The organism is Lactobacillus equicursoris DSM 19284 = JCM 14600 = CIP 110162 (assembly GCF_001434815.1).
GTDB classification, from domain to species: domain Bacteria; phylum Bacillota; class Bacilli; order Lactobacillales; family Lactobacillaceae; genus Lactobacillus; species Lactobacillus equicursoris.
Window position 1 is genome coordinate 30,533 of record NZ_AZDU01000007.1, and the last position, 23,058, is coordinate 53,590.

Below are 23,058 nucleotides of genomic sequence, written 5' to 3' on the forward strand. Positions count from 1 at the left end.
TGGGGGCGAAATTTTAGAAAAAGCAGTCCGGTTGGGTAAGTTCATGTGTCCCGCACCAACATTGCAACGATGCCCTACACCAGATCCATACCTAACAAGCTCCCGACAGCACACACTTCTATGAAAGCGGTCACCGCGTCCATCCAAATCAGTCAAAAACAATCACGGCCGAGCCACACCAGCCAACCACCCCGCACCACCTACTTAAAAAGCGAAACAAATCCCCCATAAAAAGCTAATAAAACCAAGCGTGGCACCCAACTAAACCCCTTCCCATCGCCTGAAAAGATTAAATTCTAATTTCACAGAATTTCATGCACAAATTTGACTGTTTTTGATTGCTTTTGACTGAGAAAGCCTTTACAATATTATACGAGGTGAGACGAAGATGCTGACGGAAGAAAGACAACAACTAATTGCCCGCTATGTTGACGAACATCAAATCTGCCGGGTAGCAGAACTTTGCCAACTGACGTCATCATCTGAATCGACGATTAGACGCGATCTAAGCGAAATGGAAGACCAAGGCCGGCTCAAGCGGGTCCACGGCGGGGCTAGAAGCATCCAGACTTTTGGCCAGGACGTGGCGCAGAAAATTCGCTTTACCATGAACCACGCCGACAAGGAAGCCATCGCCAAGAAGGCCGCCAGCAAGGTCCGCCCCCACGACTACCTTTTTCTAGACGCGGGGACGACCATTTACGAAATGGTGCCCTTCTTAGCCAAGATTCCGGACCTCCACGTCGTGACGAACGGCATGGACACGGCGCTGGCGCTCACGGACGCAGGCATTTCCACCTGCATGCTGGGGGGCCGGGTCAAGGAAGAGACCCACGCGACCGTCGGCGTAACCACGGTGGCCAAGCTGAAGCAGCTGAACTTCAATTCAGCCTTCATCGGGGCTAATGCCTTGAGCCAACAAGGCTCCCTGACTACGCCCGACACGGAAGAGGCCGAAGTGAAGAAGACGGCCATCGCCCAGAGCCAGCACGCCTTCGTTTTGCTGGATCGCAGCAAGATCAACGAAGTAACCTTTGCCGAATTTGCTAAAAGCGAAGAGGTCACCCTGATTTCCAAGCTAAAAAAGGAAGATCGGCAATATTTACCAGTAAATATTCAACTTGAGGAGGCTGAATAATGATTTATACCGTGACTGTTAACCCAGCCCTTGACTATGTTTTGCAATTGCCAGAAGTTAAGGATGGGGAAACCAATCGGTCAAATGATACGCAATTCTTAGCTGGGGGCAAGGGGATCAACGTTTCCCAAATCTTGAACCAGCTGGGAGTTGACAACACTGCCTGGGGCTTTGTCGGTGGCTTCACCGGCGAAGAACTCATTCGCCAATTGAATGTTAAAAAGATCAACAGCGACTTCGTCAGAATCAGCGACGACACCCGCGTGAACGTGAAGATCCACGCTCAAGAAGAAACGGAAATCAACGCTGCCGGTCCTGACATCACCGATCAAGAAGTTGCTGCCTTCAAGGCTCGTCTGGACGACTTAAAGGAAGGCGACGTGGTTGTCTTAAGCGGCAGCTTGGCACCAAGCCTGCCAACTGACTTCTACGAAAGCCTGCTTCCAGTAATCCGGGAAAAGGGCGCAGAATTCGTTGTTGACACCACTGGCGAAGCCCTGCTCAGAACTCTGAAGTTTAATCCACTGGTAATCAAGCCTAACCACCACGAATTGGCCGACTTGTTTGGCACCAGCTTTAACACGACTGCCGATATGCTGGAAGCTGCTAAAAAGCTTCTGGAAAAGGGCGCCCAAAACGTGATGATCTCCATGGCCGGCGAAGGGGCTTACCTGGTAACCAAGGACCATGTCTACCACGCAAACGCAGCTAAGGGCACTGCCGTTAACTCAGTTGGCGCGGGCGACTCCATGATTGCCGGCTTCGTTGGAACCTGGTTTGAAAGCCATGACCCAGCCGAAGCCTTGAGAGTCGGCAGTGCCTGCGGCGGGGCTACGGCCTTCACCGAAGACATCGCCGTTAAGAGCCAAATCGACGCGGTTTTGCCACAAATTAAGATTGACACTGTTGAATAAAGTAAAGAGTGAGAGGAAAAGCTAATGCGGATTAAGGATATTTTGAGCCCTGAATCCATGATTATGGATTTGAAGGCCACTACCAAGGAAGAAGCCATTAACGAAATGGCTGACCTAGAAGTCGCAACCGGCATTGTCAACAACAAGGAAAAGTTTGTTGAATCAATCTGGGCTAGAGAAAAGGAAGGCACTACTGGTATCGGCGAAGGCATCGCGATGCCACACGCTAGAAACGAATACATCAACAAGGCTAGAGTGCTTTTTGCCAAAAGTGAAAAGGGGATTGACTACGACTCACTCGATGGTCAACCAGTCCACCTCTTCTTCATGATCGCTGCTCCTGCCGGCGCTGACAACACCCACTTGCAAGCCTTGGCAAAATTGAGCAGTCTCTTGATCAACCCTGACCTGGTTGCCAAGCTGAAGGGTGCTACTAAGCCTGAAGAAGTCATTGACCTCTTCACCGAAGCTGAAGCTGCTAAGGACAAGGAAGACGCTGAACGTGAAGCCAAGCAAGCAGCCAAGAAGGCTGAAGCAGCTAAGGCTGACGACAGCGAAAAGCCATTGATCGTCGGCGTTACTGCCTGCATCAACGGGATTGCCCACACTTACATGGCTGAAGAAGCCCTGATCAAGGCCGGTGAAAAGCGCGGCGTTGAAGTGAGAATCGAAACCAACGGTTCTGAAGGCGTTAAGCACGAATTGACTCCTGACGAAATCAAGCGTGCTGTCGGCGTTGTCATTGCTTCTGACAAGCAAGTTAAGATGGCCCGCTTCGACGGCAAGGAACTGGTAAAGCACCCAGTTGTTGACGGGATCAACAAGCCAGACCAATTGATTGACGACATCTTGTCCGGCAAGGGCAGCGTTTACCACGCAGAAGCTGGTGAACAAACCGAAACTGCTTCAAGCGACGGCAGCGTTTGGTCAACCATCTACCGGCACCTGATGAGTGGTATCTCTCACATGTTGCCATTCGTTATCGGTGGTGGTATCTTGATGGCCATCTCCTTCCTGGTTGAACAATACATGGGCGGTGCGAAGAGCCCAGCCTTCATCTTCTTGAACAGTGCTGGTAACTTGGCCTTCGCCTTCATGGTTCCAGTTTTGGCCGGCTACATCGCTGAATCAATCGGTGACCTGCCAGCCTTGATGCCTGGTTTCGTCGGCGGTTTCATGGCCTCCATCACCAACTCATCTCTGGGCGGCAGCTATGCTGTTAACGTTAACGTCAAGGCTGCTTCCCCAGCTGGGTTCTTAGGCGGGATCGCCATCGGTTTCATCGCTGGTTACCTGATCTTGGGCCTGAAGAAGCTGTTTGCTAACTTGCCTAAGAGCGTTGAAGGGATGAAGCCAATGCTGCTTTACCCAATCTTTGGCTTGCTGCTTGTAGCGCTCATCATGTACTACATCGTCAACCCAATCTTTGGTGCCTTGAACGCTGTAATCACTGCCTTCTTGAACGGCATGGGTACTGGCAACCTGGTACTGTTGACCACGATCTTGGCCGGCATGATGAGTATCGACATGGGTGGTCCTTTCAACAAGGCTGCTTACGTCTTCGCTTCTGGTGCTTTTGCTAACGACCCTAACTCTAAGACTGCCGCTATCTTGATGGCTGCCGTTATGGTCGGCGGGATGGTTGCCCCATTTGCAACTGCCATCGCTACTACCTTCTTCAAGAACAAGTTTACTGAAGACGAACGCCGCGCCGGCGTTTCCAACTGGATCTTGGGCTTCTCCTTCATCACTGAAGGTGCCATCCCATTTGCCAGTGCTGACCCACTGCGCGTCATCACTTCCTCAATCATCGGTAGTGCTGTCGGCGGCTTCTTGGTAGGTCTCCTGCACGTTGGCGTTCCAGCCCCTCACGGTGGTTTCTGGGTTATCGCCCTGGCTTCCAACCCACTTGGCTACTTCTTAGCCGTAGCAGCCGGCTCAATCGTCGCTGCCTTGATCTTGGGCTTCTGGAAAAAGCCAGTTTCAGAAAACAAGTAATTAATTTTTAACTACACTAACAACAATAACCGGAATCAGCGGAGACTAAGCAGTCTTCGCTTTTTTCGTGCTTAAAAATGATAAACTAGACTTGTTGAGAAAAATTTGTTACACTCAAATCTTACGAATTTGCTGACGATTTGTAAGTGAAAAATAACCCAGAACTAACTTAGAAAGAAACGAAAAATATGATTAAATTAATGGCAACTGACATGGACGGGACTTGGCTGAATTCTAAAAAAGAATACGACCACGAAAAGTTCGAGCAGATCATGAAACTGGCTAAGGAACAAGGCGTCAAATTCGTGATCGCCAGCGGCAACCAGTACGAAAACCTGCTGACCCGCTTTCCTAAGGAATACCTGAACCAGCTCTACTTTGTGGCGGAAAATGGGGCCTACGTCTTAAAGGGCCGGGAAATCCTGAACATCATTGACCTGAACCAAGAAGAATTAGACACCATCTGGCAGATCAAAAAAGAATACGATGACCAAAAGACCGTTTTGGCCGGGGTCAACAGCGCCTACACCCTGAAGCGGTATGGGGAAGACTTTATCAAGCACCTGCACCTTTTTTACGAAAAAATGACGGTGGTGGATGACTACAGCGAAGTGAACGACCGTATCTTCAAGTTCACCATTTCAACTGAGGTCGGCAAGGCCAGCGACATGGCCCGCCTGCTCAAGCAAAAGTACCCGAACCTGGACATGGTGGCTGGGTCTAACGCTGCCGTTGACATCAGCAGGGAAGGGATGAACAAGGCGGTTGGGCTGAAGCTGCTCGGCCAGCGCTATGACATCAAGCGAAGCGAAATGGTGGCCTTTGGCGACGGCGGCAACGACGTGGCCATGCTGGAATATGCCGGCACCAGCTACGCAACAGCGACGGCTTTGCCTGAAGCCAAGCGCGCCGCCAATCACCTGATTGGGTCTAGCGACGAAAGTGCCGTCCAAGACAAGATGCTGGATTTGTTAAGTAGATAGGAGAAGCTATGAGCAAAGCTTTGCAAGTGGTCGACTTAAGCATGAAATTTGGCGACCAGGAGATTTTTAATAAGCTGAACTTCAGCCTGGAACAGGGCTCCATGACGGCGCTGCTCGGCCCCAACGGGGCAGGCAAGACCACCCTGGTCCGGATCTTGATGGGGATGCTGACGCCGACCAAGGGCTACTATGACCTGGCTGACGACGTCAAGGTCGGCTACGTGCCGCAGTTCCGCAACATCGACCCCGACTATCCCTTGTCCATCCGGTCTTTTATTGAGCTGAACACGCCTTTTTTCAAGAGTCAAAAAGTTAAGGACCAGGTGAACCACATCCTGCAGGAAACCTACCTGAAGGGCTTGGCTGACATCCGGATGGGGGAGGCCAGCGGCGGGCAAAAGCAGCGGGCCTACCTGGCCCAGGCCCTGCTTGATCAGCCCAACTTCATCATCTTAGACGAAGCCACGGCCAGCTTGGACCCTAAGGCTAAAGAAGAGCTGATGAACCTGATTGCCCACTTAAATGAAGAGCACAAGATGACGGTTTTGTTCGTGACCCACGACCTGGCCCTGGCCAAGCGCTACATGAAGGATTACTTGTACCTGAGCGGCGGCACGGTCCAGCAGGGGAAGATGGCAGATTTTAAGGAGAGGTTCAACTGATGTTTGCTTATGAATTTATGCGCAATGCCTTTTGGGCTGCGACTTTCATCGCCATCACCTGCGGGGTGGTGGGGGTCTACGTCGTTGCCCGCAACTTTAGCTTTTTGGCCCACACCTTGTCGGAAATCGGCTTTGCTGGGGCGGCCTTCGCCGTCTTGATGGGCCTCAAGCCTTTAACGGGGATGCTGATTTTTGCCCTTTTAGGCTCCATTGGGGTGGGGGAATTGTCCATGCGGACTGAGCAAAAGGAATCGTCCATTTCCGCCATTTCGGCCCTCTTTGTCGGCCTGGGCATCCTCTTTTTGTCTCTGTCCAGCTCAGCCAGCAGCTACGCGACTAACATTTTGTTTGGCTCCATTATCGGGGTGTCGCGCTCTAGCGTCTACCAGCTGGTGGGCCTGTCCATCATTGTCTTGATCCTCATCCTGGCCATTCAAAGACCGATCAACTACGACTCCTTTGACCACATCGGGGCCGTGGCCCACCACTTAAATACGGGCCTAGTTGGCGTCTTGTTCCTAGTCGCTTTGGCCATGGCGGTATCTATTGGCTCTCAGGTGGTCGGCTCCATGCTGGTCTTTGTTTTGTTGACCATGCCGCCGTCCACGGCCAAGTACCTGGGCAAGTCCATCCCGTCCATGATCGCCTGGTCGGTCGGCCTGGCTCTGGCCGGGGTGTGGATTGGCCTGTGCCTGGGTTACATCACCAACTGGCCGGTCACCTTCTTCATCTCTATTATTGAAGTGGGGGCCTACCTGTCGGTCTACTTCACCCATTCCCGCCGCAAGCGGGTTTAGGCTGGCTTTTTTGATAAAAAGCTAATCGATAATACTTAAATAATAGAAAAAGTTTTAGTGTTTTTTGCACAATTTGTTACAAATGACATTTGTGAATATTGAACAAAAGCCCACAGCCGTGGGCTTTTTTCTTTGCTTCTTTCATTGGATAGACAGACTTTGTGAAAAAAAGTGCTTTTTAAAGGGCGGTAGGACGGGAAAAAATCTAAAAATTCACATGACAAATTAAGCGCTTTCATGTATAATAAAAAGCGTGAAGAAATAAATGACAAATTTTAGGCTAAAAAATATTTATAGAAGAATATTTTTAACCGTAAGAATGGAGTTTTAGTATGTGGGTTAACTTTATCTTTGCCTTAATCCCGATCGTCTGGCTGGTGGTCTCTTTAACCGCCTTGAAAATGCCGGCAGCTCGCGCCGGGATTATCGCCTTGCTCTTGGCCATGCTTTTGGCAATTTTTGCCTTTAAATTGCCAGTTTTGGACACGGCCACCGGGGCCTTAGAAGGGATCGTCGGTGGGATCTTCCCAATCGTCTACATCATCGTGGCTGCCATGTTCACTTCCAAGGTGACCTTTAAATCCGGTGCCATGCAAAAAATCCAAGACATGCTCTGCAGCCTGACGACTGACAAACGGATCTTGGTATTGCTGATTGCCTGGGGCTTTGGGGGATTCCTCGAAGCGATTGCTGGCTTTGGGACGGCCGTGGCCATCCCGGCTTCGATCCTGATGACTTTTGGCATTAATCCCATCGAAGCGGCCGTGATCTGCTTGGTGGCCAACACCACCCCAACGGCTTTCGGGGCAGTCGGCCTGCCAGTCATCACCCTGGCGCAAACCGCCGGCCTGGACGTGATGCACACCGCCTTTATCGTCTCCCTCCAGCTGAGCGTCTTGATCCTGGTCATCCCTTACATCTTGGTGGGGCTGACTGGCGGCGTTAAGGCCATCAAGGGCGTGGGCTTCATCACCTTCATGTCCGGTCTGGCCTTTGCCTTGCCGCAGGTCTTGGTTTCCAAGTATGTCGGCGCCGAACTGCCAGCTATCGCCGGCGCCATCGTCTGCATCCTGGTTACGGCTCTTCTGGCTAAAAAGCACAAGGATGACCCAACATACGCCGTAGCGTCAGAAGAGGTACCTAAGCACACGGCCGGCGAGCTCCTTCAAGCCTGCGCACCATTTATCTTGGTCTTCGTCTTTGTGCTGGCTGCTTCCTCACTCTTCCCAGCCATCAACCAGGCTTTGAACTCAGCCACCATCAAGTTCCAGATCTACACTGGTAAAAATGCTGGTCAGTTCTCCCTCAACTGGCTGTCTTCACCTGGTACCTTGATCCTGGTTGCCACCTTTATCGGGGCCTTGATCCAAGGCATGAAGGTTGGCGAAATCTTCGGCGTCTTGGGTGACGTGATCAAGGGGATCGGCAAGACGGCCGTCACCATCGCTTCAATCGTGGCCCTGGCCAAGGTCATGGGCTATGCCGGCATGACCAGTGCTATCGCTGTTGCTCTGGTTAAATTGATGGGTCCAGTATACCCGCTGATTGCACCAGTGATCGGGGCTCTTGGAACTTTTGTCACTGGTTCAGACACCAGTTCCAACATCCTCTTTGCTAAGTTGCAATACTCAGCCGCCCAAACCCTGGGCGTGAACAAGACCTGGGTCGTTGCCAACAACATGGTCGGCGCCACGGCCGGGAAGATGATCTCCCCGCAATCCATCGCGGTCGCAAGTACGGCCATCGGCCAAGAAGGCAGTGAAGGGGAAATCCTCAAGCGCGCCTTCAAGTGGTGCGGGATCTACACCGTGATCATCTGCGTCTTCTTGTACGCAGTCGGTCTGGCAACTGGCAACTTGCATTTTTAACGGGAAGATTTTTTGAAAAATTAAAAAAGTCCTAGAAAAAAGTGCTACTTTGATAGCGATTAAATGCTATGATAAATCTTGTGAGTAATAAGTAATTGATAGTAATTTTTAAATGATTAGGAGAAAAAGCGAATGACTCGTTACATTAAGGGCTTCCCACAAAGCGAAGCAGATGAAGATTTAAAGTTTGTTAACGTTGACGAATTGGAAGAAAGAGCCAAGGAAGTCATGCCAGAAGGCGCCTACTACTACGTTGCTTCTGGTTCAGAATACGAATGGACTTGGAGAAACAATACCAACGCCTACAACCACTACCAAATCGTGCCTCGCTCCTTGACGGGGATGGACAACCCATCAACGGAAACGGAATTCATGGGGATGAAGCTGAAAACCCCAATCATGATTTCCCCAATTGCCTGCCATGGGATTTCCCACGCTGATGCCGAAGTTGCTACTCAAAAGGGTGCTGCTCTAGCCGGCGCTATGTTCAGCTCCTCAACTTATGGCAACAAGCCAGTTGAAGAAATTGCAGCAGCTGCTCCAGACGCACCGCGGATGTTCCAGCTTTACCTGTCAAAGAATTGGGACTTCAACCAAATGGTCTTTGATGCTATCAAGGCTGCTGGCTACAAGGCAATCCTGCTGACGGTTGATGCCTTGGTATCAGGCTACCGGGAAGCTAACTTGCGGACTGACTTCGCTTTCCCAGTACCACTTGACTTCTTCACTCGTTTCCAAGGTGCCAAGGGTGAAGGTCAAACTGTTGCCCAAATGTACGCTTCAAGTGCGCAAAACATCGGTCCAGACGACATCAAGCGGATCAAGGAAATGTCCGGCTTGCCAGTCATCGTCAAGGGGATCAACTGCGCTGAAGACGTTGAAGTCGCCTTGACTGCTGGTGCCGACGGCGTATACGTTACTAACCACGGTGGCCGGGAAATCGACGGTGCACCAGCAACCATCGACGTTTTGCCAGAAGTTGTGAAGGCGGTAAACGGCCGCGTACCAGTCATCTTCGACGGTGGCGTTCGCCGCGGTTCCCACATCTTCAAGGCCTTGGCCCTTGGCGCTGACCTGGTTGGCATTGGCCGTCCTTACCTTTACGGCTTGGCCTTGGGTGGCCCTCACGGGGTTGCTTCCGTAATTAACGAGTTGAACGACGAATTGAAGATCGACATGCAACTGACTGGCTGCAAGACCATCGAAGACGTTAAGCACGCGCGCTTGACCCACTTTGAATACGCAGGCGACACCCGTCCATCCAGCACGGACCCACGCGTTCGCAAGCCTTACCCGGTAACTGCTGTGAACCAAATTAAGAAAGACGGCACTGATGCTGTTTCTGGTGCATCCCACCACTAAGAGGATGGTTTTGTAAATCTGTAATTTTTTAAACCGCTGCACCCCCAGGCCCTTGATGGGCTTGGGGGTGCTTATTTTTTAAACTAAAGATGGGCGCGCGACTTTTTTAAAGGATATTAAGTGTGTGAGTGAGAAAAAAAGGCGAGAAGGATGACTTTAGCTGATGTGAGTGTAGGCATGGGGTGGCCCCCAAAGTATGTCAACTGGTCTGGATTTTGGTCAAAATTGTCCCCAAAGTATATCAACCGGTCCGATTTTTGGTCAAAATCGCCCCCAAAGTATGTCAACCAGTCTGGATTTTGGTCAAAATCGCCCCCAAAGTATGTCAACCGGTGTGGATTTTGATAAAAATCGCCCCCAAAGTATGTCAACCAGTCTGGATTTTGGTCAAAATCGCCCCCAAAGTATGTCAACCGGTGTGGATTTTGGTCAAAATCGCCCCCAAAGTATGTCAACCGGTCTAGATTTTGATAAAAATTGCCCCCAAAGTATGTCAACCGGTGTGAATTTTAGTAAAAATTGCCCCCAAAGTATGTCAACCGGTCCGATTTTTGGTCGAAATCGCCCCCAAAGTATGTCAACCGGTGTGGATTTTGGTCAAAATCGCCCCCAAAGTATGTCAACCGGTGTGGATTTTGATAAAAATCGCCCCCAAAGTATGTCAACCAGTCTGGATTTTGGTCAAAATCGCCCCCAAAGTATGTCAACCGGTGTGGATTTTGGTCAAAATCGCCCCCAAAGTATGTCAACCGGTCTAGATTTTGATAAAAATTGCCCCCAAAGTATGTCAACCGGTGTGGATTTTGGTCAAAATCGCCCCCAAAGTATGTCAACCGGTGTGTTTTTTGTCAAAAATTGCCCCCGAAGTATGTCAACCAAGTTTGGTTGAGTCAAACCGGGGGCGAAAAATAGGAAAAACGAGCTCGGTTGAGTCAACTTGGGGGCGAAAAACGGGAAAAAGTAGCTCGGCTGAGTCAACTTGGGGGCGAAAAACGGGAAAAACGAGCTCGGTTGAGTCAACTTGGGGGCGAAAAATATGAAAACCGAGCTCGGTTGAGTCAAACTGGGGGCGAAAAACGGGAGAATCGAGTTTGGTTGAGTCAACTTGGGGGCGAAAAACAGGAAAAAGTAGCCCGGTTGAGTCAACTTGGGGGCAAAAAACGGGAAAAAGTAGCTCGGTTGAGTCAACTTGGGGGCGAAAAACGGGAAAAAGTAGCCCGGTTGAGTCAACTTGGGGGCGAAAAACGGGAAAAACGAGCTCGGTTGAGTCAAACCGGGGGCAAAAAACGGGAAAAACGAGCTCGGTTGAGTCAACTTGGGGGCGAAAAATGGCAAAATCCACACCGGTTGAGTCAAACCGGGGGCGACGCCCCCGACGTCCCCCAACGCCCCGCACACCGCAACCCAAAAACAAAAAGGAAGCACCCCCTCACGGGGGCACTTCCGTACCTAACTAAAGCTCAGTCATCAATTTTTCGAACTCATCCAGGCGCTCTTCAAAGATCTTAAAGGCATCTTCCAAATAATCCGGCTTGGTCATGTCCACGCCGGCTTTTTGCATGGTGGCGATTGGATAGCAGCTGGACCCCGACTTCAAGAAGTTCAGGTAGTTCTCCTTATCCTCTACTGTCCCGTAGCTGATCTTATTGGCCAGGGCCGTGGCAGCCGCGAAGCCCGTCGCGTACTGGTACACGTAGAAGTCGTAGTAGAAGTGCGGGATCCGCGCCCATTCCAGCCGGATCTCGCTTCCCGTCTCGATCCGTGGTCCGTAGTAGGCGCGGTTTAAGTCGTCATAGTAGTTTGACAGGTAATCGCCCGTCAAAGGCTGCCCCTCTTGGTCGCTCTTGTGGATAAACCACTCGAATTCCGCGAACTGCGTCTGCCGGTAGACCGTCCCCTTGAAGGAGTTCAGGTAGTAGTTCAAGAGGAAGGCCCGGGTCTTTTTATCGGTAACCTTGTCTAAAAAGTAGTTGGTCAGCAGATTCTCGTTGGTTGTGGAGGCAATTTCTGCGGTAAAAATTGGATAGTCCCCGTACACGTAAGGCTGGTTTTCGCGCGTGTACATGCTATGGACCGAGTGGCCGCTTTCGTGAATCAGGGTGTAGAGCGAGTCCAGGTCGCCTTGCCAATTCAAAAGCTCGTAGGCATCCGTATCGTATGACCCGCCCGAGTAAGCCCCGCCTTGCTTGTGCATGTTCGGCACGTAGTCGATTACTCGATTGTTAAAAAGGTAATCAAGATGCCTCAAGTAGTCCGGCCCCAGCGGCGCCAGCGCCGCGCGGGCCTCTTTTTTCGCATCGGCAAAGCTGTAGGACAAGCTTGGAGTCCCCGTAAGCTGCACGTACATGTCCCACATACCAAATTCGTCCTCAGGCTCCGTTAAACCAAGCAGCCGCGCCCGCAGGTCCACGTAGCGGTGGAGCAAGTCCAGGTGCTGGTGGACGGTCCCGACCAGCTGCTCGTAAACGGAGACGGGAATGGCATTTTCGTCTAGCGCTGCCACCAGGGCGTTGGGGTAGTCGTGGACCAGGGCCCGGTAGTTGTCGGCCTTGACGTTCCCGGCCAAGGTCGAAGCAAAGGTCGACTCAAACTGCTCGTAGCTAGAGTAGAGCGCCTCAAAGGCGTCCATCCGCAGGTCCCGGTCGGTTGACTGGATCAAGAGGTCGTAGCGGGTCTCGGTCAATTGCACCGTGTCCCCATCTTCATCTTCGACAAAGGGAAATTCCAGGTCCGAATTGTTCAAAACGTTAAAAGTGTTGCTGGACGCGCCCAGGGCATCCCCTGCCAAAGACACCAACCGCTCTTCCTCAGCTGGCAAGACGTGGTCGGCCTTACGCATGATCTGGTCCAGATAGTGGCGGTAATTTTCCAGCCGCGGCTCTTCTTGATAAAAAGCTTCCAGCTTTTCTTCCCCTAAGGCTAGCAGCGCCGGGGAGATAAAGGATACGCTGGCCTGGTAGCTGGCGGCCAGCTGCTGGGCCTTGGCGCTGACCCCGAGCAAGAACTTGTCGCTGGTGTCGACGTCGCTAGCCAGCCCCGCATAGGCGTAGACCTTGGATACCCGCCGGTCTAGGTCAAAAATCTGCGTCAAATTCTTGTAGAGCTGGCGGCCGCTGGCCGTAAAGTCAGCTTCTAAATCGCCCACTTGCTCCACTTCCTGGTCCAGTTGGTCGCAAGCAGCCTGCCAGTCACTGACGCTCTTAAAAATCCGGCTCAAGTCCCAGGTTTCGCTTTCTGGCACCTGTCCGCGTAATGGAATCTCCATGTTGTTACCTCTTTTTTGGTTCTTAACTGAATACTAGTATTCTACTATCTTCGAAGCTTTTTTGCCAAAAAATAAGATAGCTTAAAATTTTATCCTTTTTCCTTTATTATGTTGCTTTTTAATGAGAAAATATTACAAGACATTTCAAGGAAGGACTAGGGGCATGGATCAAGGAAGGAACAAGAGAAAACAGCAGAAACTTTTGCGCAACGTGACCCTGGTCAGCCGCAAGCCTGCGAGAAAAAAAATGAAAAAGGGCCCAGCGGCGATCTTCTTCGTCATCTGCTTTGCCTTAGTGGCGGCAGGCGTGTGGGCGACCCATGCCTACTTTGCCATCAATTCCGCCGCCAATAGCATGAACAAGACCGGCAACACGGCGACCAGCCTCCAGATCGCGGCTAAAAAGCCGATTTCCTTGCTGATTTTGGGCGTGGACCAGGGGATGGAGGGGCGCCATGACCAGGGGAATTCCGACACCATCATCTTGGTCACCGTTAACCCGACGACCAAAAAGACCACCATGACCTCGATTCCCCGGGACACCCTGACCGAGATTCTGGGCGAAAGCTCCAGCACCAGCTACTTCATGTTCAAGGCCAACTCCGCCTACCAGTTTGGCGGCAGCAGCGGGTCGGTCAAGACGATTTCCACCATGCTCAATGTGCCAATTAACTATTATGTCGAAGTCAATATGAAGGCTCTGAAGAGCCTGGTCAACGCTCTTGGCGGGGTGGACGTCAAGGTGCCTTTTAACTTTACCTATGACTGGTGCACCTTTAAAAAGGGCTGGCAGCACTTAAACGGCCGCCACGCCATTGCCTACGCCCGGATGCGGTATGACGACCCCAAGGGTGACTATGGCCGGCAGATGCGCCAGCGGCAGATCATCCAAGCCGTGGTCAAAAAGGCCCTCAGTGTCAATGGCGTGGCCAACTACCAAAAGCTGCTGAAGGTTTTTGCCAAATACGTCAAGACCAACCTGACCTTCGGCGACATGACCAGCCTAGCCCTCAACTACCGGGCAGCGGCGGCCAACATCCAAAGCGGCTACATCCAGGGACACGACGCCACGATCGACGGGACCAGCTTCCAGATCGCCTCTACCAAGGAACTCCAGAAGTGGTCCAACAAGCTGCGGAAAAATCTGGGCCTGGCAACCCAGACCCTGTCCAACCAGGAGACGCGCCAGAACACCCTGAATGAGACTTACAACGGAGTTGACTTTACCTCGTCCAGCGTGATCACCACTTACACCATCTACAATGAGAATTCACTCACGCCGCACAGCGGCTGGTAAACTAGGGCCCCGCGCCCTAGTTTTTTCTGTTCGGGCCTGTTTTTTGCGGCTAAATAAGCTAAGATAAATGTATAAATTTAAGGAGGGAAAAATTTTGAAAAAGTACTACCCTTATCTCTACGGAGCCTTTTCCGGCTTCTTAACCTTTATCGCCATGTTCTACATCTGCCGGCACTCCTTTGCCATGACCACCGGCCTGTCCGCCATCTGGGGCGTGATCGGTGCGGTTCTGGTTTTTGCCAGCACCTCCTACACGGAATACGCGATCGCCGAAATCGAGCGGATTGCCGACAAGTACCACCTGGACGAGGAATTTTTGTCCAAATTGACCAACATGTCGCCCAGTTACTTCCGGGTGGCTGACGACCGCCTGCACTTGACGGCGCCGCGCTATTTTTGGCCAAAAATCCTCAAGATCTTGAAAAAATACGACCGGGAACGCGATCAGGCCGAGAATTTCCACTTATAGGAGTGCACTGTGAGTTTACTAACTGTTGAAGGCTTAGGTCAGGGCTTTGGCGACAAGACCCTGTACGAGGATGCCAATTTCGTCTTAAATAAAGAAGACCACATGGGGGTCACTGGGCAAAATGGGGTCGGCAAGTCGACCCTGATCAAGATTTTGACCGGGGAAATCCTGCCCGATGGCGGAAGCGTCAAGTGGCAAAACAAGGTCACGGTGGGCTACTTAGACCAGTACGCCAAGTTAACGCCGGGCTTGACTTTGCGCGGCTTTTTGCAAACGGCCTTTGCGGGGCTCTATGAGGAAGAAAAAAGGCTAAACCAACTTTACGTCGATTACGGCGAAAGCGGCGACGACAAGCTGCTGGCCAAGGCCGGGGCCCTCCAGACCGACTTAGAGGAGCACAATTTTTACGACCTGGACACGGAAATCGACCAAGTGGCGCGCGGGCTCGGCTTTGCCCGCCTGGACCAAGATGTGAGCGAGCTGTCTGGCGGCCAGCGGTCCAAGCTGATTTTGGCCAAGCTGCTACTGGAAAAGCCGGACGTCCTGGTTTTGGACGAACCGACCAACTACCTGGACGTGGGCCACATTGACTGGCTGGTCGACTACCTGAACGCTTTTGCCGGCGCCTTCATCGTGGTCAGCCACGACTACGACTTCTTGGGCCGGATCACCAACTGCGTGATCGACATCGATTTTGGCACCATCACTCGCTACACTGGGACCTTGAAGCAGGCCCTGCGGCAAAAGGAGGCCAACCGGGTCACTTACCTCAAGGCCTACGCCAACCAGCAGCGCAAGATTGCCAAGACCGAGGCCTATATCCGGAAAAATAAGGCTGGTACCCGGGCCAAAAGTGCGCGTTCTCGGCAAAAGCAGCTGGACAAGCTAGAGGTCTTGACGCCGCCAACCAAGGGGAAAAAGGCCAACTTCACCTTCCCTTATGTGGCGACGGCTTCTAATTTGCTTTTGCAGACCCAGGACCTGGTCATCGGCTACGGCGGTCAAGCCTTGGTCAAGACGGCTTTTAACTTCAGCGTGGCCAATGGGGAAAAGGTCGCCATCACCGGTTTCAACGGGATCGGGAAGACGACGCTTTTGAAAACTTTGCTAGGGGCATTGGACCCGGTTTATGGCGGCTTTGAAATGTCGCCAACGGTCAAATTAGCCTACTTTAAGCAGGACCTGACCTGGCCCAACCAGAACATGACGCCTCTGCAGTATTTGGCCAGCGAGTTTGAGCAGGTTAAGCCCAAAGAGCTCCGCCAGGCCCTGGCCCGGATGGGGCTGACCGCCCAATTAGTGATGAGCCCGCTAAAAGAATTGTCCGGGGGCGAGCAGGAAAAGGTTAAGCTGGCCAAGATGCAGTTTGAGCCGGCCAATCTCCTCTTTTTGGACGAACCGACCAACCACCTGGACAACGAAACCAAGGACAGTTTGCGTAAGGCCATCATGGCTTTTCCGGGCGGCATTATCGTCGTTAGCCACGAGCGAGACTTTTTCCAAGGCGACTGGGTGGACAAGGTCGTTGACTTAGAAACGATGTAAGTTTTTTCATTTGGTAAAAATTATGAGTACAGATGCCTACACCAAGAGAGTGGTTCATACCTGCCTGAAGGCGGGCCGGCTGATGCTGATCGGCGGGAGTGAAATGTACCGGGTTGAAGACACGATGCGGCGGATTGCGGTAAACGCCGGCATCAAGGAGGTCAACGTTTTTGGCATGCCGACCGGGATCTTCGTGTCCCTAGACGACGGGACCAATAGTACGGTGACCGAGCTTGAGTCGGTTAAAAAGCGGTCGATCAACCTGGAATTGGTCGACCGGTTCAACGAGCTTTCGCGCGAATTCGCCGACGGCCGGATCGACCTGGACCAGCTGGAGGACCGGCTCTGCGACGTCGACGAGCGCACGCCGACTTTTCCCTTGTGGCTGCAGGTGCTGGGCGCCGGCGCCTTGAGTGCGACTTTGATGGTGCTCTTTTTGAACGTGTACGACTGGCTGGACCTGCCGGTGGCCGGGGTGATCGGTGCTTTTGGCTACTGGTTTGACGACTGGCTGAACAGCCACACCCGCGTGCGCTTTTTGGCCGAGATGGTATCAGCGGCCGTGATGGGGCTGCTCGCCGTGGGGGCGCATGCCCTGTGGCCGGCCTGCAACCTGAACAACATCTTGGTCGGCGCCTTGATGACCCTGGTGCCAGGGTTAGCCCTGACCAACGCCCTGCGCGACCTCTTCATGGGCGACTGGGTGTCCGGCATCGTCCGCATGGTCGAGGCCGCGATGACGGCGATCGCCTTGGGCGGCGGCGTCGGGATGGTGATTAGATTTTTGGGGGCCTAGCCATGATGGGGATCCACTTTACCAGCTTTGACCTGGTCATCAATTTGATTTTTTCCTACATCGCTACGGTCGGCTTTGCCTTGACGGTCAACATCCCGCACCGGGTGATCCACTACAGCGGCCTGTGCGGGCTGGCCGGATGGATGGTCTACTGGCTGTTGACGCTGGCGTCGGCGGGACGGCTCTTGTCCAACGTGGCTGGTGCCTTCGTCGTAGGCTTAGTCGCGGTCCTTTTTGCCAAATGGAAAAAGTGTCCCGTGACCCTCTTTAGTGTGCCGGGGCTAGTGCCGCTGGTGCCGGGGGCGCCGGCCTACATGGCGGTGCGGCGCTTTATCGATGGCCACTACATGGCAGGGATGCAGATGATCATGCGCGTCGCCATCATCACGGTGGCGATCGCGCTGGGCTTTTTGCTGTCGACCCTGTTTCAGGAGGCGCTGAACAAGCTGATTAAGCGTCGGCGCGCGCGGCTGCGGCGGTAGGCTTTTTGACAATTTGGCCCGGAGGGGCTATAATGTTGACTGACGAGTCGAGAAAAACGCATGGTGCGTATTTTGAGATAGAGGGCATCCGGCTTAACTGCCAGACGCGGGAAGCGTCGATGCTGACACACCCTTGATGTGAACGAGAAGGAGTCACGGCCGTCTATGCCGTACTGATTTTTGACAATTCGGCCGCCTTGATAGAAGGACCCTGGTAACAGGGTCCTTTTTTGTTGGCGTGGATCGCCGTTGCTGTTGTATGTCAACCGGTTTGTTTTTGGCCGAAAATCGCCCCCGAAGTATGTCAACCGGTTTGATTTTGGCCGAAAATCGCCCCCAAAGTATGTCAACCGGCGTGGATTTGGCCGAAAAAAGCCCCCAAAGTATGTCAACCGGTGTGGATTTAGGCAAAAATTGCCCCCAAAGTATGTCAACCGGTTTGATTTTGGCCGAAAAAAGCCCCCAAAGTATGTCAACCGGTTTGGATTTGGTCGAAAACTGCCCCCAAAGTATGTCAACCGGTTTGTTTTTTGTCCGAAATCGCCCCCGAAGTATGTCAACCGGCGAGGATTTGGTCGAAAACCGCCCCCAAAGTATGTCAACCGGCGTGGATTTAGGCGAAAAAAGCCCCCGAAGTATGTCAACCGGTTTGATTTTTGCTGAAAAAAGCCCCCGAAGTATGTCAACCGGTGTGGATTTTGGCAAAAACTGCCCCCGAAATATGTCAACCGGTGTGGATTTGGTCGAAAATTGCCCCCGAAGTATGTCAACCGGTGTGGATTTGGTCGAAAATTGCCCCCGAAGTATGTCAACCGGCGTGGATTTAGGCGAAAATTGCCCCCGAAGTATGTTAACCGGTTTGTTTTTTGTCCGAAATCGCCCCCAAAGTATGTTAACCGGTCTGGATTTAGGTGAGAAAAGCCCCCGAAGTATGTCAACCAAATCTGGTTGAGTCAACTTGGGGGCCAAAAACGTCAAAAACGAGTCCGGTTGAGTCAACTCGGGGGCGAAAAACGTCAAAACCCAGCCCGGTTGAGTCAACTCGGGGGCGAAAAACGTCAAAACCCAGCCTGGTTGAGTCAACATGGGGGCAAAAAACGTCAAAACCCAGCCCGGTTGAGTCAACTTGGGGGCAAAAAACCGCAAAAACGAGTCCGGTTGAGTCAACTTGGGAGCAAAAAACCGCAAAAACGAGTCCGGTTGAGTCAACTTGGGGGCGAAAAACGTCAAACCCCAGTCCGGTTGAGTCAACTTGGGGGCTGCATCGTCCACCTCAGCTGCCCCAGCCACCCCGTCCACCCCAGCCGCACCACCCCCCACCTTCCAACTTTACAAAAACGAAAACTGTCAAATACCACCTACTTTTTAGCCACTAATTTCGGTGATTTTGGCTTTTTTGTTGTAATAATAAGTGAAGGGGGATTACCATGAACAGAATTTTTGACCATTGGTTTACCACAACCAATGAAGAACAAATCGATAATGACACTGTTATTGAATCAGCCCGCAAAAGTGAGCTGATTTACAATCCTAGTTATACCTATCCGGTTCAGCTGTCCACGACTAACATGCCCGGAATCAATTGGATAAACAACATTTTAAATAGTTACAACCAGCTTGGACTTAGCGATCCGTACCCGATTTTGTCCCAGGATCAGTTGAACAATGTCAACTATCTGCTCACTGGGGATGCAGGCGAGCAACTAGTTGATCAAGCACTAAGGAAGCTAGTTAACCAGACTACCATCGTTTTTCATGATGTTCTTCTGCCTTATCAATACGGGCAAAGAAATGGGGACTTTGATAATCAAATTGATAATTTGGTCGTTACCAGTACTGGCATTTACTGCATTGAAGTTAAGGTGCGCAATTTTACCGGCAACTACTTTAATGTAAAAAATCTTTCGCCAGCCATCTACCAACAAATTACCTTCCATAAAGAAGCTGTCAAACAAGCTTTGCAAAGTGCAGGATATTCTGTTCCTAATAACCTTGTCAAAAATATTGTTGTCGTCATTGCTCGAGATAATCATGAAAACTTTGATTTTAACGGTCAAACTAGCCTAGAGCATAAAGGGGCTAGGGTTAGCACCTTAGGTGAGCTCACAATAACCGTGAGCGAGGGCTTTAACCAGTGCTATTTAAGGGCAGAGCAAATTCAGGATATTACGCGGATTATTCAGAAAAGTCGACTTCCAAATAAGCGAGTGTATCTGGATAATGTTCGCTTTAAGCTGACTCAGCAGCATTTTGACAAACTGGTACAAATGGAACAAACAGTTAGCTGGCATCTGCCAGTTGAGCAGAATATTTGCTATGCCAAAAAGCTTAACGATTTGCCGATGACTGGCCTAAATGCTACGCAGCAGAATCTTTTTTGGATTATTGTTGGGCGGCTCTATGGTCAAGGCCGGCAAAAGATCAGTTTAACCGCTAATGAGCTGAAAGAGGCAGCGGGTTATCGCAGCAAAGACCATAAAAAGTTTGAGGTGCTGATCGGCAACCTTGCTGCCGTAATGCAGGAAATGCCAGTTTTCCGGCAGGCAAAGTTTGAATCTGGTAATTTAAGCGTGACGCTCAATGACCGGGACTTGCCGCTGTTTAACCAGTACACGCCAGACTTTATTTCTTGGAATAATTGGATTTTTAGCAAGATTAAATCAAATAATGCTAAAACCTTGTTTCGCAAGTTTGTTCAATTGGCCAACCAAGGGGCTTACCAAGCGTCGTTCCCGGACTTGCGCAGTCTGCTTGGCATTCAGCCATGTTACCGAAATACTTATGTTGTAAGAAAGCTAGACGAGGCTGTTTTGCAGTTAGCACCGTTTTTCCGAGATCTTAAATATGAGCTCAAACGGGGCCGGAATAACGAAATTGTCGCGATCACTTTTTCCTTTGACAAGATTAACCCCCAGGAACTGCTGGCCGTGTATAGCGCCGATAAGTATTTGGACAACATCTCAGCAAACTTGGCTTTGTCGGAGACTGACAAGCAGCGGGCTCGGGCGCTTTTTGAGAAAAAATTCCTGAGTTAGCCGGCTGCATCGGCATCAAAGTGAGAAATGAAAATATGAAAAAGGTTACCAAATCTGAAATTTTTGTGATTTTTTGAACTATGTCTGGCAAAATATTTGTAACCAAGAAATTGCCAAAAGCTGTCATGAAAAAAATCTCATTAAAGAAATTCAAAAAAGCTTGGAATGATCTTTTCTTAGGTAGTGTAGCAGGAAAAGTCAGCGAACAGGCATATAATTATATGGTGTAATTTGGTATTATCTAGATTAAGATGGGAGAAAATATGGATAAGCTAAAAAAGAAAATGCCGAAAAATAAGTATGCAAGAGCTGCTATCTCATTGACAATCTTTTTTGCCTGCATTCTGCCAATCCAATACTTATTTGAGAAATTGTCGTTTAGTACATTTTGGTCAAACTTTCTTGGCTTAACTATTGGTGTGTACCTCTTTCGGAAAATCATCGTTGCTTTGGGAATTCAACGACACAATTTTTAATCTAAAATCGAAAATGATCAATAAACTGCTAGCCAAGTATTATAAAGCGGTAGCTTTAGAGAATGTAGAACAACAAGAGAAGATTGCTAGGATGTTAGCGGAATTTGGTTATAGGGATTTAATAGTTGCGTTTAGTACCGCATCATAATCATTTTTTCCAAGATTTGCGTATAAAAATATGGTAAAATAAGCGGGTAATAGAGGAGACTCTATTTCCCTGGCAATCAGTGTTTTCCCCATGTTTCTGATGCCGGGAGGTTATAAATCAGTCAAGTGCTGGTGACAACCTATATTTTCCTATTAATCCTAATGAGAACCGGCTCTGGCCGGCTCTTTTTTTCGAATGAAGATGCTTGCACATTGGCCTTTTTTTGGTTAAGGTTAATACAGAATCATGCAAGTAAGTAGGCGGAAAAAATGAAGATAAATTTGAAAGACTTAACGCAAGCAATCGAAGACCAGGCTTACCTGTCCGACATGGAGAACATCAAGTACGCGGACGTTTCCCGGAGTAAAAAGAAGCTCCGCGAGCATGCCGCTAAGATGGTTAGCGAGGTGGCGCTGGCTTTGAAGAAAAATTCCCTCATGCAGGTCCAGCTGGTTTTGGAAGGAAAGAGCCCGATTACTTTTGCTCTGGAAACCAACATTGTCAACTTGCCACTAGCTTATTATAAAAAGCTGATCAACTTCTTTGACGAAGACGAGGAGGTGCCGGTCAAGGTCTACTTTGAAACGGCCAACGACGACCTGAACGCCTCCCACTTCCGCATCGACCTCCTGATGGACGGCGAGGACCTGGTTGCCGACCCGGACAAGGCCACTGACCTCTTGACCTCCGCCATGAGCGAGAAGATCAAGCAGATCAAGGAAAACGAGAAGGCTGCCCGGGAAGCTGCCAAGGAGGCTAAGGCTGCCAAGTAAGGTGGGCGCGCCATGTGGAGCTGGAATGTTTTAGGGGTGGCCCTGTGGGTCGCCGTCATTGTTTATTTAGTTTTTGTCATTAAAAATATCCGCCAGCGGCGCCTCAAGATGATCATCACCCGCCAGCGGACTTTTGAGGTCAAAAATTTTCTTCTCAGCTGCCTGGAAGTTGCTGTGTTGCTAGTTGCCATCGCCTTCTTGGGTTGGGAGACTCTTTTTAAAAAGCCGGACTTGACGGACCGGTCGCAGGTCGAAAGCCGCGTGACCTACCACGCTCTGGTTCTGGAGCCTAGCGCGGTCAAGAGCTACTACGTCAAGGAGGCGGCTGGCAGCTACGCTTACTATATAAATGGCAAAAAGTATACTGTACCGACCGGCAAGGCGGCCGTGGTGACGGGGTCCAGTCCGGCCGGCGCCGCTTCGACGAGCGGGGTGCCCTTTAGCAAGGCGGCCCTGGTAAAAAAGGACGCCCAGTACCAGAAGGCCTACGTAGCCGTGTACGAGGCGAGCTACAAGAACACCGCGGCCAACGGGCTGGGGATGCACGCTAGCAAGAGCGCCAAGTGCTTTTACCTAATCCGGGTGCCGGATGCCTCATTTGTTGAAAAGTAAAGTAAACCGTCAAGCCTTAGGGCTTGGCGGTTTTTGCTTGGGGCGGTGGTTGGCTGGGGGCTGCCCATTGCTGGTTGTCGGTTGTCGCCTCCAAAGTATGTCAACCGACCTGGATTTAGGCGAAAATCGCCCCTAAAGTATGTCAACCGGCTTGGATTTTGTTTGAAATTGCCCCCAAAGTATGTCAACCGGTGTGTTTTTTGTCGAAATCTGCCCCCGAAGTATGTCAACCGGTGTGTTTTTTGTCAAAAATCACCCCCGAAGTATGTCAACCGGTCTGATTTTTGTCGAAATCTGCCCCCAAAGTATGTCAACCATACTGAATTTTGGCGAAAATTGCCCCCAAAGTATGCCAACCGGTGTGTTTTTTGTCAAAAATTGCCTCCGAAGTATGTCAACCGGCGTGAATTTAGGCGGAAATTGCCCCCGAAGTATGTC

The 23,058-nt window shown here is 51.0% G+C and carries 21 protein-coding genes and 1 pseudogene; 20 read left to right on the top strand and 2 right to left on the bottom strand.

Annotated features, from left to right (window positions below; all coding sequences use genetic code 11):
• Positions 1 to 388 precede the first annotated feature (388 nt).
• The 9 genes from FC20_RS02495 (at position 389) to FC20_RS10735 (ending at position 10,611) form a co-directional block, all read left to right on the top strand.
• Entirely contained in the window at positions 389 to 1,138 is a 750-nt protein-coding gene (locus tag FC20_RS02495) for a DeoR/GlpR family DNA-binding transcription regulator (protein WP_008460385.1), read from the top strand.
• Positions 1,138 to 2,052: a 1-phosphofructokinase gene (pfkB, locus tag FC20_RS02500; protein ID WP_008460384.1), complete on the top strand. Its 915-nt coding sequence runs from the start codon at positions 1,138 to 1,140 to the stop codon at positions 2,050 to 2,052. Before FC20_RS02495 ends, pfkB begins: the two co-directional genes overlap by 1 nt.
• A 24-nt stretch (positions 2,053 to 2,076) precedes the next feature.
• A complete protein-coding gene (locus FC20_RS02505; RefSeq protein ID WP_008460382.1) occupies positions 2,077 to 4,050 on the top strand; it encodes a PTS fructose transporter subunit IIABC in 1,974 nt (657 codons plus the stop codon).
• A 188-nt stretch (positions 4,051 to 4,238) separates the two neighbouring features.
• The gene (locus tag FC20_RS02510) at positions 4,239 to 5,033 is read left to right on the top strand and encodes a Cof-type HAD-IIB family hydrolase (RefSeq protein ID WP_008460381.1); all 795 of its coding nucleotides are present in this window, start codon (positions 4,239 to 4,241) and stop codon (positions 5,031 to 5,033) included.
• Positions 5,034 to 5,041: 8 nt separating this feature from the next.
• Complete coding sequence (locus tag FC20_RS02515; RefSeq protein ID WP_008460380.1) at positions 5,042 to 5,695, top strand: metal ABC transporter ATP-binding protein; 654 nt, start codon at positions 5,042 to 5,044, stop codon at positions 5,693 to 5,695.
• Positions 5,695 to 6,492: a metal ABC transporter permease gene (locus FC20_RS02520; protein ID WP_008460379.1), complete on the top strand. Its 798-nt coding sequence runs from the start codon at positions 5,695 to 5,697 to the stop codon at positions 6,490 to 6,492. Before FC20_RS02515 ends, FC20_RS02520 begins: the two co-directional genes overlap by 1 nt.
• Before the next feature lie 332 nt (positions 6,493 to 6,824).
• A complete protein-coding gene (locus FC20_RS02525) occupies positions 6,825 to 8,360 on the top strand; it encodes an L-lactate permease (RefSeq protein WP_008460378.1) in 1,536 nt (511 codons plus the stop codon).
• Positions 8,361 to 8,492: 132 nt separating this feature from the next.
• Entirely contained in the window at positions 8,493 to 9,722 is a 1,230-nt protein-coding gene (locus FC20_RS02530) for a lactate oxidase (protein WP_008460377.1), read from the top strand.
• Positions 9,723 to 9,918: 196 nt separating this feature from the next.
• Positions 9,919 to 10,611: a nucleoporin gene (locus FC20_RS10735; RefSeq protein WP_156402940.1), complete on the top strand. Its 693-nt coding sequence runs from the start codon at positions 9,919 to 9,921 to the stop codon at positions 10,609 to 10,611.
• On the opposite strand, the gene FC20_RS10265 is transcribed toward FC20_RS10735, so the two are convergent.
• Both FC20_RS10265 and pepF read right to left on the bottom strand, forming a co-directional pair.
• The gene (locus tag FC20_RS10265; RefSeq protein WP_156402941.1) at positions 10,594 to 11,136 is read right to left on the bottom strand and encodes a hypothetical protein; all 543 of its coding nucleotides are present in this window, start codon (positions 11,134 to 11,136) and stop codon (positions 10,594 to 10,596) included. The two genes, FC20_RS10735 and FC20_RS10265, sit on opposite strands and share 18 nt — an antisense overlap.
• A 39-nt stretch (positions 11,137 to 11,175) precedes the next feature.
• Positions 11,176 to 12,987 carry an oligoendopeptidase F gene (gene pepF, locus FC20_RS02550; protein WP_008462991.1) on the bottom strand — a complete coding sequence of 604 codons (1,812 nt, stop codon included), beginning with the start codon at positions 12,985 to 12,987 and terminating at the stop codon, positions 11,176 to 11,178.
• Positions 12,988 to 13,150: 163 nt separating this feature from the next.
• On the opposite strand from pepF, the gene FC20_RS02555 reads away from it, so the two are divergent.
• The 11 genes and pseudogenes from FC20_RS02555 to FC20_RS09995 form a co-directional block, all read left to right on the top strand.
• Complete coding sequence (locus FC20_RS02555) at positions 13,151 to 14,284, top strand: LCP family glycopolymer transferase (RefSeq protein ID WP_008462990.1); 1,134 nt, start codon at positions 13,151 to 13,153, stop codon at positions 14,282 to 14,284.
• 94 nt (positions 14,285 to 14,378) lie between these two features.
• Complete coding sequence (locus tag FC20_RS02560) at positions 14,379 to 14,753, top strand: hypothetical protein (RefSeq protein WP_008462989.1); 375 nt, start codon at positions 14,379 to 14,381, stop codon at positions 14,751 to 14,753.
• A 9-nt stretch (positions 14,754 to 14,762) separates the two neighbouring features.
• A complete protein-coding gene (locus FC20_RS02565; protein ID WP_008462988.1) occupies positions 14,763 to 16,298 on the top strand; it encodes an ABC-F family ATP-binding cassette domain-containing protein in 1,536 nt (511 codons plus the stop codon).
• Between the two features lie 22 nt (positions 16,299 to 16,320).
• Positions 16,321 to 17,094, top strand: coding sequence for a threonine/serine exporter family protein (locus FC20_RS02570; RefSeq protein ID WP_056945304.1), 774 nt, complete (start codon positions 16,321 to 16,323; stop codon positions 17,092 to 17,094).
• A 2-nt stretch (positions 17,095 to 17,096) separates the two neighbouring features.
• Positions 17,097 to 17,576 (top strand): threonine/serine exporter family protein, encoded by a 480-nt coding sequence (locus tag FC20_RS02575; RefSeq protein WP_008462986.1) that lies wholly within the window; start codon positions 17,097 to 17,099, stop codon positions 17,574 to 17,576.
• Positions 17,577 to 17,835: 259 nt separating this feature from the next.
• The gene (locus FC20_RS10270) at positions 17,836 to 18,528 is read left to right on the top strand and encodes a hypothetical protein (protein ID WP_156402942.1); all 693 of its coding nucleotides are present in this window, start codon (positions 17,836 to 17,838) and stop codon (positions 18,526 to 18,528) included.
• Between the two features lie 475 nt (positions 18,529 to 19,003).
• Entirely contained in the window at positions 19,004 to 20,611 is a 1,608-nt protein-coding gene (locus FC20_RS02585; RefSeq protein WP_008460331.1) for an NERD domain-containing protein, read from the top strand.
• Positions 20,612 to 21,504: 893 nt separating this feature from the next.
• Positions 21,505 to 22,008: a hypothetical protein gene (locus FC20_RS02600; protein ID WP_008460341.1), complete on the top strand. Its 504-nt coding sequence runs from the start codon at positions 21,505 to 21,507 to the stop codon at positions 22,006 to 22,008.
• Between the two features lie 12 nt (positions 22,009 to 22,020).
• Positions 22,021 to 22,620: an LVIS_2131 family protein gene (locus FC20_RS02605; RefSeq protein WP_008460342.1), complete on the top strand. Its 600-nt coding sequence runs from the start codon at positions 22,021 to 22,023 to the stop codon at positions 22,618 to 22,620.
• Positions 22,610 to 22,756 (top strand): hypothetical protein, encoded by a 147-nt coding sequence (locus tag FC20_RS10275; RefSeq protein ID WP_156402943.1) that lies wholly within the window; start codon positions 22,610 to 22,612, stop codon positions 22,754 to 22,756. The genes FC20_RS02605 and FC20_RS10275 overlap by 11 nt, the downstream gene beginning before the upstream one ends.
• A 45-nt stretch (positions 22,757 to 22,801) precedes the next feature.
• A pseudogene (locus FC20_RS09995) lies at positions 22,802 to 23,058 on the top strand (hypothetical protein); the annotation flags it as partial.